This window comes from Polaromonas sp. P4_F4 (assembly GCF_056401355.1).
Genome location: NZ_JBFUJO010000028.1, coordinates 1 through 15,861, shown reverse-complemented (window position 1 = coordinate 15,861; position 15,861 = coordinate 1). Strand labels below are relative to the sequence as shown.

The following is a 15,861-nucleotide window of genomic DNA, read 5'->3' as shown; positions in this document are numbered from 1 at the left end:
CAATAACAGGTTTGGTTGAACTACAGCTGAACTCGCATCGTGTTGAATGAACCGATGGCATACCCCTTTCGAGACTTGAGATCGCGGACTGCATTGCAGCGTTACGCGATCACGCAGGCCTGTGAAAAACCGAGCCTGCTTCCTCGCGGACGGCCGGGTGGTCCGGCGGGGTAGCCCAGGTTGATCAGGAAGTCGACCTGCCAGCGCCCATCGCTGAAAAAGCTGCGGTTGACCCCCTCGGCGTCAAAGCCGCTCATGGGGCCGCAGGCCAGCCCCATCGCACGGGCCGCGACGATGAGATAGGCGCCGGTCAAGGTGGCATTGCGCACGGACGTCGCCTGCGCTAGCGAGGGCTGGCGCTCGAAGTTCTCCCGGGCTTCGGGTGCGTGCCAGAGCGCGGGCATCCACTCGTAGAAGCGGGTGTCGCGCGCCACGATCACGGTCACCGGCGCCGAACGCACCTTCGCCTGATTGCCGGCTGCCACATGGGGCAGCAGGTGTTTGCGCCCGGCCTCGCTGGTCACGAACACAAACCGCGCGGGCTGGCAGTTCATGGACGTCGGCCCCAGACTGGCCAATTCGTACAGCCGCTGCAGCAGCGCGACGGGCAGGGGCCTCGGATCGAACTGGCCGTGGGTACGAGCCTCGGTGAAAAGGCGGGCAATGGCCGCCTCGTCCAGGGCCTCATGCTCAGTACTCATGGTGGCGCTCATGGTCATCCTGCGGCAACGGGTCAGTCGACCTGGGCGCCCGACCGCTTCACGGCCTCGCCCCACTTGGTGATTTCGCTCGCGCCGAAGCTGGCCATCTCGGCCGCGCCCATCTCGGACAGCTCTACGCCTTGGGCCGCGAGCTTGTCGTGCACCTCGGGCTGGGCAAGCACCTGGCGCGTGGCCTCGCGCAGGCGCTCACGCTGCGCGGCTGGCATGTCGGCCGGGGCGTACAACATGAACCAGGCCACCAGGTCGAAGCCGGCCACGCCCTGCTCGATCAGTGTGGGAACCTCGGGCGCGGCGGTGCTGCGCCGGGCGCTGGAAACGCCCAGCGCGCGCAGCCTGCCCGCGCGGATGTGGGGCAGCACCGCGGCCGGGTGGTAGAACATGAACTGCACGTTGCCAGCCATCAACTCGGTCAGCGCCTGCGCGCCGTCGCGGTAGGGCACGTGCACGAAGTTCTTGCCCAGGCGGTTGCTGAGCAGCTCGCCGGCGAGGTGGCCCGAGGTGCCGTTGCCGGCGGAGGCGAAGTTCACGTCCTTGCCTGCGGCCCGCCCGAGGTCGGTCACCGATTTCCAGGGCGAGGCCGCGGGCACCACCAGCAAGGTGGGCGTGGCGCCGACGAATCCCAGCGGCATGAAGTCGCGCAGCGGCTGGTAGGCCAGGCGCTTGTAGAGCGAGGGGTTGATGGCGTGCGTACCCACCGTGCCCAGCAGCAGCGTGTGGCCGTCCGCGCCGGACTTGGCCGCCAGCTCACTGCCGATGGCGCCACCGGCGCCGGGCTTGTTCTCCACGATCACCGTCTGCGCGAGCTGCTTGCCCAGCGCGTCGGCCAGCAAGCGGCCCACCACGTCGGTGGAGGTGCCGGCGGCAAAGGGCACGATCAACCGCAGCGGGCGCGCGGCGTTGATCTGCGCCAGGGCACTGCCGGCAGCCAGCAGCGCGGCGGTAACCAGAGCGCGCCGCTTCATGCCGCTGCTCCGAAGCCGTCGGGCACGTCGCCGTCGTACTGCAGTTCGCGCGTGGCCTGGTAGGACAGCGCGAAGCCGCTGGGCGACTCGGCCTCCTCGGCCAGATGGGCAATCAGCCCCGCCGTGCGCGCCAGGATTGGAACGCCCCTGAGCGAGGTCACGGGAAAGCCCACGCCCAGCAGCACCGCCGGAATGGCGGCCGAGACGTTCATGCGCAGCTCCTTGCCCACGATGGCGGGAATGGCGCGCTCCAGCGCCTGGGCGATGCGTACGTAGCGCAGGTCGGCGCCGGCTTGGGTGGCCACGGCGATCAGGCGATCCACGCGCGGGTCGCTGGCCTTGTGCAGCGGGTGGCCGTAGCCCGGGATGGCGCGGCGTTCGGCCTTGAGCGTGCGGATGGTCTCGGCGGCCACCGCATCCAGCGGCTCGCCCGCGTCCACGCGGGCGGCCACGTCGGTGAACAGCCGGCCCGCCGTTTCGGATGCGCCTAGGATGACCGAGCCGCAGCCCAGGATGCCGGCGGCCACTGCACCCTGCAGCGAATCGGGCGCTGCGGCATAGGTCATGCGGCTGGCCTGCACGCTGGGCACCAGGCCGTGTTCGGCGATGGCCACCAGCGTGGCGTTGAGCACGGCGGTGCAGGCCGCGTCGGGCCGGCGGCCGGTGAGCAGCAGGAAGAAATAGTCGGTGAAGGACAAGTGCCCGATCAGGTCCTGGCACAGGTCCTGCCCGCGCACGACGATGGTGTGTTCGTCCGACGTGCAGATGGCGGTGCGCGGGACGGTGGATTTGCCGATTTTCATGAGGATGTCCTGATCAGTTGGCTTGGGGTTCGAGGCGGAAGTCGTAGTGGGCCGACCAGTAGGGCCGCGCCATCTCGCGGCCATCGGGTGCGCGGCCAGCGGGGTGGGCTTCGTAGTCGACGATCAGGCTGGGCCGCACGCCGAACACGGCATCGGAGTCAATGTAGGGGCTGTTGGCCACGAACAGGTGGGTGGTGAGCGGCGCGTGGCCCGGCGCCGACACTTTCATGTGGATGTGGCCGGGGCGGTTGGGGTGGCGGCCCATGCCGCCCAGCATGCGGCCCACCGGCCCGTCCACGGGCACCGGGTAGTAGCTGGGCTTGATGGACCAGAACCAGTAGCGGCCTTCGGCGTCGGTCTGGATGCGCGCGCGCGCCGCCATCCCGCCGCCCTCGACCTGCATGTCGTACACGCCGTCGCCGTCGCCGGACCAGATGTCCAGCAGCGCGCCCGTGAGCGGCTGGCCGTGGGTATCGGTGACGCGGCCGCTGTAGAACGCGGGTTCCCCGTTGACGCCTTGCGCAATGTCGGCGCCCAGCGGCACCTGCGGCGCACCCTCCCAGTAGTAGGGGCCCTGCACAGTGGCTTCGGTGGCCTCAGTCATGCGCAGGCAGCCCTTGGCGTGCGCGGCCGCGCGCAGCTGGTCCAGCATCACCACCATCATGGACGCGCCCAGCGTGTCGGACAGCAAAATGAATTCCTGCCGCTTGTCGGCGCAGGCTTGGCCCACGGCGGTCAGGAACTGGATGCCGGTCATCCACTCGTCGGGCTTGAGATCCACCTCGCGGACGAAGGCGTGCAGGTGGGTGATCAGCGAGCGCATGATCAGCGCGAAGCGGGGGTCGTCGGCACCGCTCAGGCGCTCCAGCACGGCCTGGGTCAGTTCGTCTTCGGTCGATGGGTTCATGGGTGTCTCCGCGTCGTTATGGTTGGGGGAAAAGTTCAGGTCGCCTGCTTCAACCGCCGCCGTATGGGCTCGACGATGTCGCCGTTGTCCGCGCCCAGCACGGGCGGTGCGCTCACCTCCAGGGCGCGCGCGCCGTCGTAGCTCACGGGCGAGCGGATGGTGCGCCACTCGCCGCCCATGGGGTGCGCCGTGCCCACCGCCAGCTGCAGGTGGCGCACCTGCTCGTCCTCCAGCGCCTCGCGGGTGTCGTACATGGGCGCGTGAGGTACGTCCTGGGCCTGCAGGCGCTGGCACCAGGTGGCGCGGTCATGGCGGCGGAAGATGCCGCCCAGCAGCGCGATCAGATCCTCCTGGTGGGCGATGCGGCTGTCGCGGGTGGCGAAGCGCGGGTCCTCGAACAGGGCGGGGCGCTCGATGGCGTTGGCCAGGCCCTGCCAGAACTTCTCGGGCGAGGACATATGCAGCGCAATCCACAGGCCGTCGGCGCATTCAAGCACATAAGACTGCGAGACGCTGGGCCGGCTGTAGGGCCCCATGATCTCGTTCTCGGAAAAGTAGTGGGTGAAGGCGTCCAGGTTGAAGTGGCACATGGCCTCCAGCATGGACACCTCCACGCTGCGCCCCTGGCCGGTGCGGCCGCGCTCGACCAGCGCGCCCAGCACGCCGTAGGCGGCGTAGAAGCCGGTCAGCGCGTCAGCCAGCGCCGGGCCCACCACGCGCGGGTTGGCCGGGTTGACCAGCAGCTTGAGGAAGCCGCTGGCGGCCTGGGCCACGGTGTCGTAGGCCGGCCGGCCAGCGGCCGGGCCGGTCTGGCCGAAGCCGCTGATGGCGCAGTAGATCAGGCGCGGGTTGAGGGCGCGCAAGCGTGCCTCGCCGGCACCCAGGCGTTCGGCCGCGCCGGGCCGGAAGTTCTGGATGTAGACATCGGCGTCCTTGACCAGCTCGTCGAACACCGCCGCGTCCTCGGGCAGCTTGGGATTGAGCGTGACGCTGCGCTTGTTGCGGTTGTAGGTCTGGAAGTGGGGGCTGTACAGACCATTGCGAAACGCGCGGAAGGGGTCGCCCGAACCCGGTTGCTCGATCTTGATGACCTCGGCACCGAGGTCGGCCAGGAACATGCCCGCCGCCGGCCCCGTGATGAAGGTTCCCTGCTCCAGCACCTTGATGCCGCTGAGGACTTTGAACACCGCTTGTACTCCTCTGTTTGTGGTGGTGGCGGACCTACTGCATAACCGCCACCGAATAGGAGCGAACTGTAGTGGGCCCGAACAAGATTTGGAAATGATCATTTTTCATCGTTATCATCGACCTCATCGATCATTCAAGGAGACACACGGTGGAACTGCGACACCTGCGCTACTTCATTGCCCTGGCCGGTTCGCTGAACTTCACCCGCGCCGCCGAGCGCGTGCACGTGACGCAATCCACCTTGTCGCACCAGATCCGTCAGCTGGAAGAAGAGGTGGGCGTGGCGCTGTTCGACCGCGTCGGCAAGCGCGTACTGCTGACCGAGGCCGGTGACGAGTTCCTGCACTACGCCACGCGCGCGATGGGCGAGATCGACCAGGGGCTGGGCGCGCTCAGGCAGAACTCGTCGGAGACAGCGGGCGAGTTGCGCATAGGCTCCACCCACACCTTCAACCTGGGCTTCATCCCCGATTGCATCGCCACCTTCCTGCAGCGCCACCCGCAGGTCAAGGTGGTGGTCGAGGAGTTATCGGCCGAGCAGATCGGTGTCCGGCTGCGGCAGGGCTCGCTGGACCTGGGGATTGCCTACCGGCCACCCGATCAGGACAAGCTGCAGTTCGAGCCGCTCTTCAACGAGGAGATGGTGCTGATCGTGGCGCGCAACCACCCTCTGGCGCGCCGCAAACGGGTGCGCATGGTGGAGCTGCACCACCTGCCCATGGTGCTGCTGCCATCGACCTTCGCCACCCGCAACATGCTTGACGAATGCTTTCAGGCCTGCGGTGCCGAGCCGCAGGTGATGGCCGAGATGAACACCCTGGCGCCCATGATGGGCGTGGTGGCCAGGACGGCTCTGGCGTGCATCGCGACCGCCAGTGCGGTGCCCGCCAATTCGGGTCTGCAGATCGTCCGACTGGAAAGCCCCACCCCGGTGCGCACACCGGGCATGCTGTGGTCGACCGAGGCTCGCCGGGCGCCGGAGACCCGGGCGTTTTCAGCCATTGTGCGCAAGCTGGCATTTCGAAGCAGCCTGCTGGATGCCACTAGGCGAACGGGCGGCTGATCGGTGGCATGGCCGGCCGATGCCCCAAAGGTTCTGGGGCAGTGGCCTGACCAGTTGGTTGTTAGCTGCTATCAAATCAGGAGAGTAAAGGGGCTGACGGCGGGACTGGCTAGGCACTCGGCAAAGCTGCGGCTTCGGGTCACCAGACCCGCAGGCCCATTTCCTCCAGCATTCCGCGCTGGCGCGCATCCAGGCCGAGGCTCATAGCTTCAGACTCATGACCAGGCATGCTCGCACTGGGGGTTAACCCGCCGGGTAGTAGTTCCTGCGCTTGCCGACAAGGCAGTAACCGCGGTGCTCGTAGATCCACAGCGCCCGCTGGTTACTTAAGAAATGTTCGAAGGATTACCTTTGGGGGTTTATTTTAATGTTCCACGATGTATATTATGTTAAATCGTATGGCGCATCGGTATTATCCACGCTTGACCCCAGGCTCACTTCATTTGTAGAGCTTTGTAAAGTTGTGGCAAATGTTTCGCGCCACCCACACCCCGCCGCTGTCCGTTCTGCTTGATGACCTGCTGACCAAAACCCTGAAACGCTGGATGCCGCCAACGAGGCACCACGGGCCGCGCTGCTGGCGCTGTTTTATGAGTCTCGCTGGGGGTTAGCCTGCTGGAAACCACGGCCCACAACGGCTACATGGTCGAGCTACAGCACCGGAAAAGCCTGGAGTGTGAAAACGCCATGCTCAGGACGCGGATTGCGGGCCTGGAGGCTATCGGAGATTTTGGGGCCGCGAACGCGCCCGCGATGGGCTATCGAGGCATCTAATCCCGGTATGACAAAATGTCACACAAAGACACAACTCAGGCCGCCATGCGCTCCATTTTCAGCTATGACTATCCGGCCATCGGCCGCAATTTTCTGGTGCACACCAGCAACGTGGCGCGGCACTATCGCAGGTTCTATTTCCCGCGCTGGGGACTGGTCGGAACCCTGACGGTGCTGTTTTTTGTGCCGCTGCTCATCTCGTTTTTGCTCCTCCTGGCGCTGAACAGAATCGTCAGCCCTGAGGTATGGGACCGCGACTTCAAAGACTTTCTAGGTTAGCCGGTCAGTGATTTGCGCAGTCGCAACGGCTGGCCGTCAGCCAGATGGTGGAAGAAGGCTCGTTGGCCGTCATTGACGTAACTCCCGCCCTGCCCCAAGTAAGCTATGTCGCCATGTACAAAGGAGAGCATCGAAGCACGCTCCTTTCGTCAATCATCATGCTGGCCCAGCAATGTTGCGACTTCACGCGCATGTTTCAGGCCGGCAAGGACTTGAATGCTGCAGGGGGCGAAAAAGGAACCGATTCCACCATCTGATGAAGGACGAAACAGTTACCGCTCGTTGGTGCATGCGGTCCCCCTATTACCTGCAGATTGGCAAAGCATCGAAGCCGCCAGTCGCTCCCGTTGTACCAATCTGAGCAATCTATTCTCGCGCCTGCCACACCGACGCGCTCCAGGTGGGCGCGGCGGAGTTGATGATCTTAAGGATCTCGGGCGGGATGTCACCTGCCCCCGTCAACTGGCGAATTTCCAGCACGTCGTCGGTACCAAGTCCGGAGGGCGCCCGGAGTGCCCACTGGATGGCTTCGTCGAGCGACTTCACGTCGATGATGTAGAAACCGCCGACCAGCTCCTTCGACTCGGCGAAAGGGCCATCGACGACATAACGCTTGCCTTTGGAAACCGCGACGCGGGCACCCCGTGCCGCAGGGTTCAGGCCCTCGGACGCAACCAGGACTCCGGCCTTGTGCATCTCCTCGTTGAACGCCATGTAAGCGATAAAGAGTTTCTCGTCGAAACTCGCTTCCATGCCCGCTTTCGGTTCGTCCGTGCCTGCTTGTGCCGTGATGATGAATCGCATCGTAGTTTCTCCTTGTGGATTGGTGCCTCTACTACCACGACGAATGGCGACTCGTCAGATCGACACGGCCAGCGGTCTTTTTTCAGGTTTTCCGAATTCACTGATCTGACTTGGTTCCCTGCGCTTGCGATGGCAATGCGGTTTGCCAATGACGGGGCACATGGCTAACGGCAGTAAGTTTGACCATTTCCGGCGAAGTAACGTTGACCAGCTAGCTGGGAGAAACAGTACCTTGCAGGTCCGGTGGTTTCCAACCCCGAGCCCAATCGAGGTAGGCCCCTGCCTCCATTGGTCTTGCGATGAAATAACCCTGTGCGAGGGCGCAGCCGAGCTGGCGCAGCAAGTTCCAGTCTGCCTGCGTTTCAACCCCTTCGGCTACCGCTGTGATGTTGAGCTTCTTCGCGATGTCGAGGCTCGATTCAAGGACCACCCTGGCCGATGCCTGTTTGGTTGCGTTTGTCACAAAGGATTGATCGATCTTGAGCTCGGTGAAGGCGATGCGCGTGAGCTGCTGCATTGAGGCGTAGCCGGTGCCGTAATCGTCAATCGACAAGCCGAAGCCCTTCATGCGCAGGCGCGCGAGGTTCTCGAGTGCCCTGCCAACATTGGTTGTGGCCACGGACTCGGTTACCTCGAGGACCATATGGCGTGGCTCCAGCCCCTGGTCGAGCACAAGCTGAGTCACGCGGTCGGCAAGGTGCACGTCGCCCAGCGATTGGGGCGACAGGTTCACTGACACGGTGGCCTGCAGCCCGGCATTGAGCCAGGTCCTGCACAATGCCGCTGATTTTCTCAGCATGACTTCCATGAGCGTATCGATCATCCCCTTCTCTTCGAGCAGGCCGATGAACGCGTGGGGAGCGACGACGCCCCGATCAGGATGGCGCCAGCGTGCGAGTGCTTCCGTCCCCTTGATTTTCCCGGTGGCCAGTTCTACCTTGGGTTGAAGGAAAGGTTCGAATTCATTGTTCTTCAATCCTGCCACGATCTCTTCCAGCGTGAACGACGGGGCAATCGTCGGCGGGGCCCGCCGGGCCTGCACTGCCCTGTGGCGTTCGATCAACAGCCCCAGCTTTCCGGGGTTGAGCGGCTTTTCCACGACGCCCAGCAACTCGATACCGTAGGCCTCGGTCATGGTCTCGACCGAGGCGATCAGGTTGCGCTCCAGCGCACTGGCGATGATGACCGACACCGGGGACTCGCACTCGCCCAGGCGGCGGATGAATTCCATGCCGTCCATGCCCGGCATATCAAGATCGCAGATGACGATATCGATGGGACGGCTGGGGTCGCGAATGATCGTCAAGGCAACATGGCCGTCCGCCGCTTCATGGACACTCCTCGCACCCAGGCCGCCAAGCATCCTCACCAGCGTGCTGCGCTGGAAATCATGGTCTTCGGCAACCAGAAAATGTAAGTTGGTGATCGACATTTCGTTATCCTTTCGTCTGCGGCCTTTCCTGGTTTCTAGCCGGGTACCGAGCCTTCAAAGGGCGTCCAAATAGGTGTTCAGGCGTTGCAATTCGTGCTGGAAGGTGCCCATGTGGGCCTCGACCGCCGCCCAGTCACTGGTGCGGCTCGCGTGCTCGATGCGTTCGCAAACCCTGGCAAAGTCGAGCGCGCCTATCATCCTGCTGGCACCCAGCATGCGGTGGGTAGACCGGGTGATCTGCGAACTGTCACTGGTAGCCACGGCCCGCTTGAGCATGGCCGCATCCTCGTCGTTGGCGGACCGAAACTCTGTGAAGATGTGGCGCTCGGTGGACGCATCGCCGCCCGAAAATTCGGCAATGACAGACCGGTCGACCGGGGCGGTCGCTACCGGTGCCGCCAGGTGTTTGCCGGATGTCCTGGGTGGCGCCCCCGGCGTGACAGTGACCTCCGGAATGGGTAGCCATTGATCGAGCTTTTCCCCTAGCTGGCACAACTGGACCGGCTTCACAAGGTAGTCGTCCATGCCGGCGGAAAAGCAGATATCGGCCTCGCCACTCAGGGCGTTGGCCGTACACGCGATAACCGGGGTATGTTTGCCTCCGGTGGACTCAAGCCGGCGAATGCCGCGCGTAAGTTCATAGCCATTCATCTCCGGCATGTTGCAGTCGGTGATGACAATCCCGAACCGGCCCGACTGCCATTTGGTCAATGCTTCGGCACCGTTCTCGGCGCTCTCCGCGGCATAGCCCAGCGCATGCACCTGCCGCATCAGGAGCATGCGGTTGATCGGGTGGTCATCCACCAGCAGTACCAGCGTTCCCTCCGTCTCGGCCTGCACAACGGTTGGCGCGTTGCGACGCGCTGCGTCGGCGGCTCGGGCTGAATCCTGCAGTTGCGCACGGTTGTTTTTTGCCAGGTCCTTCGGATCGGCGATCGGCAGTGACAAGGTGAGGATCATGGTCGTGCCTTTGCCCAGCTCGCTGACCATCTCGACCGTGCCGCCCATCATGTCAGCGAGCCGCCGGCAGATCGTGAGCCCCAGTCCGGTGCCTCCGGCACGCCGCGCCGCATCGCCCTCCCCCTGGGTGAACGGCTGGAACAGCCGCTGTTGATCCTCAGAGGAGACGCCCATGCCCGTGTCTGCAACCACAAACCGCACCTGCTCTTCTCCGTTGGTTCGTGCTATGAGCTCTGCCTTGATCTCGACCGAGCCCTTGGGGGTAAATTTGAGCGCGTTGCTGACAAAATTGTTGAGTATCTGGCACAGCCGCAATGGGTCAAACATCAGCGCGGGGCTGATGTGCGGATCGGTGCTGTGCTTGAGCAGCAAGCCTCGGCTGCTGGCGTTACCGGCGTACATGTTCCTCACATGCTCGATAGCGTCCTTGATCGAGGCGACCTCGGGATGGACCTTCAGTTTTCCTGCTTCAATCTTGGAAAAGTCGAGAATGTCGTCAATGATGCGCAGCAGCGACTGGCTCGATTCACGCACGATCGCGAGCGTGGCGCGTTGTTCGGCATCGAGCCGGGTCAGGCCCAGGAGTTCGAGCATGCCGAACATGCCGTTCATCGGCGTCCTGATCTCGTGGCTCATGGTGGCCAGAAAAGTGCTCTTGGCGCGGTTGGCGGTATCGGCTGCCTCCCGGGCTGCAACGAGCTCGGTCGTCCTTTGCACCACGCGCTGCTCCAGTTCCTTGTTCAGGTTCAGGGTGCGTTCCTCTATCTGCTTGCGCTCGGTGATGTCACGCAAAAATGCGCTGAACGTCCACGCCCCCTGAAGCAGCATCGGGGTAATGGACAGTTCGACCGGAAACTCGTGGCCGTCCCGGTGCAAGGCTGTGATTTCGAAGCGCCGGCTTAATATCGGTCCCTCGCTGGTGGCCAGGAAATGCTTCAACCCGCGCACATGCGCTTCACGATGTTTCAGCGGAATGACAAGTTCGGCCAGCGGCTGGTCGATGGCCTCTTCGCGCTTCCAGCCAAAAATGGTTTCCGCCTGGGCATTCCACTCTCTGACCAGTCCATGGGAATCCATGGCCACCACGGCATCCAGTGCCGTGTCAATCGTGAGCCGGGTACGCGCCTCGCTCTCGCGCAGCGCCTCGACGACCGCAGTCAGCTGCTGGGTTCTCTGGTTCACGCGCGCTTCCAGCGCGAGCCTCAACTGGTGCAACTCGGAATTACTCCGCTGCAGGTCTTCCTGGCTTTTACTGAGCTCTTCGTTGCGCTTATGCAGCGCGTCTTCCAGCTTCTTTTGTTCGGTGACATCTCTGGAGATACCCAACAGGTAGAGCGGCCGGCCCTTGCTGTCGAGGATGGGGATTTTCTTGGTGTGCAGGATCCGGTCGCCTTTTTTGCGCGTGTGGATCGGCTCCTCGGGGATGTCCACCACCACGCCGCGCGTCAGCACCTCATGGTCTCTGGACGTGAAGGCGTCGGCCTCTTCCTCGGGGAAAAAGTCATAGTCATTTTTGCCAACCAGATCATCCCGGGAATAACCCAGCAGCTCTTCGCCGGCGCGGTTGAATCTGACAAAGCGCAGGTCGGTCGCATCTTTTACAAAAAGCATGTCGGGGATGGTTTCGATCACCGAATCGAGAAATCTGTTCGCCGCCGCCACCTCGGCCGAACGCTGCCCCAGTGATTCCTGGCTTTGGGTGAGGTCCTTGTTGCGCTGGACGGCGGCGTCATAGGTGGACAGCAGGAGGTTGAGGATCTGCGAACGATCGGCGGTGATGAAATGCCTATGGTTATTGAAGTAAATTTCCACCCCTTTGCCCAAATCCTGCTTCCGGTGTATTTCCCGATTGACGAGAACATAACGTACGCGAGCCAGCATATAGCGCTCGTCATAGGGCTTGAGGACGAAGTTATCAGCCCCGCACTCCAGTCCACGGATCACGTCCTCCGGATCGGACATGGTGGTGACGAGAATGACCGGTGTGTTGCGAAGATCGGGCTGCGCCTTGATTCGGCGGGAAAGTTCGTAGCCGTCCATTTCCGGCATTTTCACGTCGCTGATGATCAGTGCGGGCCGGAACTGGGGCATCATTTCCAGCGCGATTCGGCCATTGCGGGCAACGCCTACTTCGTACCCCTGCTGTTCAAGAATATGCTGCAGCCGTTGGGCCTGGGTCGGGCTGTCTTCCGCTATCAGGATTTTCACAGGTGGATCGGACGATGGCGTACTTGCATTCATGAGCTCAGCTCCTCCCTATCTGACGGTCATGACCATTGCCTTGCCTGACCAGCGCAATCAGCGCATCGGCGATCTTGTCTGCCGGTAATACCTGTGTGGCGGCGCCCAGGGCAATGGCGGCACCCGGCATGCCGTGCACCACCGAGCTTTCCTGATTTTGAGCGATGGTGACGGCCCCTTTGGCCTTCATTGCATTCAATTCCTCGGCGCCGTCCTTGCCCATGCCCGTCAGCAATACGCCCAGCGCGTTCGGGCCGTACACTTCGGCCAGCGAGCGGAACAAGAAAGACACGGCCGGCCGCAGATGATTCTCCGGCGCCTCCCGGGTCAGGATGATGTTGCCGCCGATGCCGATGCCCATGTGGAAATCGTCCGGCGCCAGGTAGACATGACCTGGCAACGGACTTGTTCCGTAGGAAGCGATGTGAATCTGCAAGCTGGTGGTCTGGTTCAACCACTCGGCCATTCCGGCCAGAAATCCGTGTGCAATGTGCTGTACAACGAGCACCGGCGCGGGAAAGTCCTTTGGCAATCCTGAGAGGATGGTTTGCAGCACCGGTGGTCCACCGGTGGAGGCGCCGATGCCGATGAGTTTGATCTGCGCTGGAGTACGCTGCCGCTGCGCGCCCGGGGCAGGATGGACCGGCAATGGAGCCGTCCGCCTGTGGGCTGTGCGGCGCACGACCTTCACCTCGGACATCAGCTTGACCGTTTCGAGCAGATGAGCGGCCGTCGCCTCAAAATCGCCATGCTCGGCAGCAAAGGGTTTTTCAATGCAGGCGATGGCTCCCGCTTCCATGGCGCGGAACGTCACGGCGATGTCGGTGACGTTGCTGTGGGCACTGCAGATGACGATAGGCACCGCATGCGTCTCCATGATGCGGCGCGTTGTCTCGAAACCGTCGAGCCGCGGCATGTCAATGCCCATGAGCACGACATCGGGCTTGTTGTGATTGATGAAATCGATCACCGCCTGGCCGTCACCGACGGCGCCGACAACCCGGATCTGCGGATCCGATTCGAGCAGGTGCACGAGCAGCATGCGTGTGACCGCCAGGTCTTCCGCCACCAGTACGTTGATCTTGCCATCAGTCATGAAAGACTCACTCGGTTAAATCAGCCGCCGTACTGCCTCGATCAGGTTGCTCTGGTCGAAGCTGCTCTTGACAATATACGCATTGGCGCCAGCGTCGATGCCGCGCTCGCGGTCCTCCCGCGTTTCCAGCGCCGTCACCAGCACTACTGGTAGTTCTGCCAGTCTGTTGTCGGCGCGTATCCTCGCCGTCAGGTCAAAGCCGTTGAGCCGCGGCATTTCCACATCGGAAACAAGCAGGTCGAACTTTTCGGCGCGCAACAGGGTGAATGCATCCATTCCGTCCACGGCTGTTTTGACGTCGTAGCCGGCGGATTCCAGGATGCTCTTGATGAGCATTCGGGAGGTGATGGAATCCTCGGCGACGAGTACCATCCGGGCCTCTACCGGTTTCGCTCCAGCCGCAACGCGCAGCGGCACCCTGCCCGCTCTCCGGGCAGATTTGAGGAGGTCGGTCACATTGAGAATGGGTGCCACCTGACCGGAGCCAAGCACTGTGGCACCGGCGATATTGCGCACGCGCAACAGCGGTTTCCCCAGGCGCTTGACCAGTACTTCCTGTTCGTCCAGCACAGCGTCGACCGCAAACGCGATACGCTGATCGGCCGCGCCGAGGACAACGACCGGCGTGCTGGCGGGCAGTTCGCCGTTGTGCGGCATGGACGGCAACTCAAGCACCTCAGCCAGCCGCACCAGGGCAATGGCGCGCCCGTCCAGTGCGATGGTTTCGCGCCCCTCCACCGCCAGAATATTGTCGGCCTTCACGCGTGCCACACGTTCAACGTGGGAGGTGGGCACAACAAACAATTGCTCCTGCACTTCGATCAGAACTCCCCGAAACGTCGCGAGCATCGATGGCAGCACGATGCGGAAACAGGTTCCCCGGTGCGGTTGACTCTCGACCGTGACAGTTCCTCCCAGTTTTTGAGCCTTCTCGCGCACGATCGCCAGGCCCAATCCACGACCGGACAGTCGGGTAATCATCGCGCTGGTGGACACCTCGGCCTGGAAAATCAGCGCCTGCGCCTGCGCGTCGTTCAACTGGCGCGCCTCGTCCGCCGAGACAATCCCCTGCTTGATGGCCGACTCCTTGACCTTTGCTGTGTCGACGCCTGCGCCGTCGTCGGACATGGAAATTTCCACCTTGCTGTCACTTACCTGGGATACGGTGAGCGTGATCGCGGCACGGGAAGGCTTGCCCAGGCGCATGCGTGAATGGGGCGTCTCGATACCGTGATCAACGCTGTTACGCAGCAGGTGGACAAGCGGGTCCTTGATCTCCTCCAGGATGCGCTTGTCGATCGCAATCTCCTCGCCATGGACCGTGAGGTCGGCTTCCTTGCCTTGATCGCGGCACAGGTCGCGCACCAGTTTCGGAAATGATGTGGAAATGGTGGCAAACGGCAACATGAGCAGTTGCTTCGAGTCCTCCAGCAGGTCATCCACCAGTTTGCCAATGGCATAGCGGTCGTGCTGCGCCGTTCGCTCCAGTGCCACGGCCTCGTCTTCCACGGTTTTGATGTAGTCCATGCTCCAATCAAAGAAATCCAGCACCCGGGCCAGCTCCGCAGAGGAATGTGTCGGGGAGCCTGGCTGATCGGATAGCAGACGCAGCTGCCGCACTTCCGGCTCAACCGCGCCCCAGGCATTGCGCCAGGCTTCAAAGCGGCCAGACAGTTCGCGCAAATCAGTCACCCGCTGGCCGACAGTCAGTTTGGCCATCAGCATTTCCTCGGCCTCCAGTAGTCGCGCCTCCAGTTTCGAGACAGCGACGCGCACGGTTTCCTGGTGGCCCATTTCCGTCGCGACGGGTGCAGGCAAAGGCACAGCAGGTTTCACAACTTCGATGACGGGCGGCGCCGTCGCTGCGTCGTCGCCGTTGGGCGGCCGCCCGGCAGCAGCGGACTCCCGAGGGCTCAAAGAAGAAGCCGTTCCCAACTGGCGCAACGACGACAAGGCAGACTGGTCACCGGCGCCGCCGGAACTTATGGGCGCGGCCAGCGCAGAGGCGATGGCATCGAGTGCGCGATGCAGCGCGTCGAGCGCATCGGGCGACGGCAAGCTTTCCTGCCGCTTCCAGCTGGAAAACACGTCTTCCATCGACTGGCACAGCAACTCGATCTCGGTGAAATCCACCGCCCGTGCCGCCCCCTTCAGACTGTGCGCGGCGCGGAATACCGTCTCCACGATCTGGCCGTGGGCCTGCGCAGAAGGCGTTCTTTCCAGCTCCAGAAAACCGGTCGAGATCGTCTGCAAATGCTCTTCGGCTTCGACCTTGAAGGTCGCGCGGAGTTGTCGGATAAATTTGTCTTCTTTGGTGCTCATGACGATGTTGTTGATTACACCTTGTAGCGCTCAGCCATCTGCTTGAGCCGCTGGCCGAGTTCGTCCAGGTTGCGCGCCGCAACCTCCAGCTGCCTGGCGCTCGCCACGTTCTGCGTGCTCGCCTGCTTGATGCTCTCCATCGCGCCCGCCACCTGGTCAACGCCCACCAGCTGCTGCTGGCTCGACGCCGCAATCTGCGTGGCCGCCTGCGCCGCCTCCGTCACGTTGCCCGCCAGCGCCTGGATCGATTCGCCCGCCATTTCACTCTGCCGGCTCCCCGCCTCTTCACTCTGCCGGCTCCCCGCCTC

Annotated in this window: 12 protein-coding genes and 2 pseudogenes; 3 read left to right on the top strand and 11 right to left on the bottom strand. The window is 63.1% G+C overall.

The features are described 5' to 3' along the window. Positions 1-101 precede the first annotated feature (101 nt). Genes AC1DUR_RS22150 through AC1DUR_RS22130 form a run of 5 tightly spaced genes read right to left on the bottom strand, consistent with a single transcriptional unit; the run spans position 102 to position 4,581 of the window. Positions 102-701, bottom strand: a complete 600-nt coding sequence (locus AC1DUR_RS22150) for a malonic semialdehyde reductase (RefSeq protein WP_477718199.1) — start codon at positions 699-701, stop codon at positions 102-104. A gap of 32 nt (positions 702-733) precedes the next feature. Continuing rightward, the gene (locus tag AC1DUR_RS22145; RefSeq protein WP_477718200.1) at positions 734-1,684 is read right to left on the bottom strand and encodes a Bug family tripartite tricarboxylate transporter substrate binding protein; all 951 of its coding nucleotides are present in this window, start codon (positions 1,682-1,684) and stop codon (positions 734-736) included. After that, positions 1,681-2,487: a citryl-CoA lyase gene (locus AC1DUR_RS22140; protein WP_477718201.1), complete on the bottom strand. Its 807-nt coding sequence runs from the start codon at positions 2,485-2,487 to the stop codon at positions 1,681-1,683. Before AC1DUR_RS22140 ends, AC1DUR_RS22145 begins: the two co-directional genes overlap by 4 nt. Before the next feature lie 13 nt (positions 2,488-2,500). Next, complete coding sequence (locus AC1DUR_RS22135; protein WP_477718202.1) at positions 2,501-3,394, bottom strand: dioxygenase family protein; 894 nt, start codon at positions 3,392-3,394, stop codon at positions 2,501-2,503. Positions 3,395-3,429: 35 nt separating this feature from the next. Further along, on the bottom strand, positions 3,430-4,581 hold the full coding sequence (locus AC1DUR_RS22130) for a CaiB/BaiF CoA transferase family protein (protein ID WP_477718203.1): 1,152 nt from the start codon (positions 4,579-4,581) through the stop codon (positions 3,430-3,432). A 149-nt stretch (positions 4,582-4,730) separates the two neighbouring features. Between AC1DUR_RS22130 and AC1DUR_RS22125 the strand changes: the two genes are divergently transcribed. The 3 genes and pseudogenes from AC1DUR_RS22125 to AC1DUR_RS22115 form a co-directional block, all read left to right on the top strand. Continuing rightward, positions 4,731-5,645 (top strand): LysR substrate-binding domain-containing protein, encoded by a 915-nt coding sequence (locus AC1DUR_RS22125; RefSeq protein ID WP_477718204.1) that lies wholly within the window; start codon positions 4,731-4,733, stop codon positions 5,643-5,645. Positions 5,646-6,434: 789 nt separating this feature from the next. After that, positions 6,435-6,698: a hypothetical protein gene (locus AC1DUR_RS22120; protein ID WP_477718205.1), complete on the top strand. Its 264-nt coding sequence runs from the start codon at positions 6,435-6,437 to the stop codon at positions 6,696-6,698. Between the two features lie 53 nt (positions 6,699-6,751). Continuing rightward, positions 6,752-6,955 (top strand): annotated as a pseudogene (locus AC1DUR_RS22115) (hypothetical protein); the annotation flags it as partial. A 109-nt stretch (positions 6,956-7,064) separates the two neighbouring features. Here AC1DUR_RS22115 and AC1DUR_RS22110 read toward each other — a convergent pair. From AC1DUR_RS22110 to AC1DUR_RS22085, 6 genes and pseudogenes are all read right to left on the bottom strand, one after another. Next, entirely contained in the window at positions 7,065-7,502 is a 438-nt protein-coding gene (locus tag AC1DUR_RS22110) for a YciI family protein (RefSeq protein ID WP_477718206.1), read from the bottom strand. A 211-nt stretch (positions 7,503-7,713) separates the two neighbouring features. After that, a complete protein-coding gene (locus AC1DUR_RS22105; protein ID WP_477718207.1) occupies positions 7,714-8,934 on the bottom strand; it encodes an EAL domain-containing response regulator in 1,221 nt (406 codons plus the stop codon). A gap of 54 nt (positions 8,935-8,988) precedes the next feature. Continuing rightward, entirely contained in the window at positions 8,989-12,135 is a 3,147-nt protein-coding gene (locus tag AC1DUR_RS22100; protein WP_477718208.1) for a response regulator, read from the bottom strand. Positions 12,136-12,139: 4 nt separating this feature from the next. Further along, a complete protein-coding gene (gene cheB / locus AC1DUR_RS22095; RefSeq protein WP_477718209.1) occupies positions 12,140-13,231 on the bottom strand; it encodes a chemotaxis-specific protein-glutamate methyltransferase CheB in 1,092 nt (363 codons plus the stop codon). A 15-nt stretch (positions 13,232-13,246) separates the two neighbouring features. Continuing rightward, positions 13,247-15,553, bottom strand: a complete 2,307-nt coding sequence (locus AC1DUR_RS22090) for a hybrid sensor histidine kinase/response regulator (protein WP_477718210.1) — start codon at positions 15,551-15,553, stop codon at positions 13,247-13,249. Between the two features lie 14 nt (positions 15,554-15,567). Continuing rightward, a pseudogene (locus AC1DUR_RS22085) lies at positions 15,568-15,861 on the bottom strand (chemotaxis protein); the annotation flags it as partial.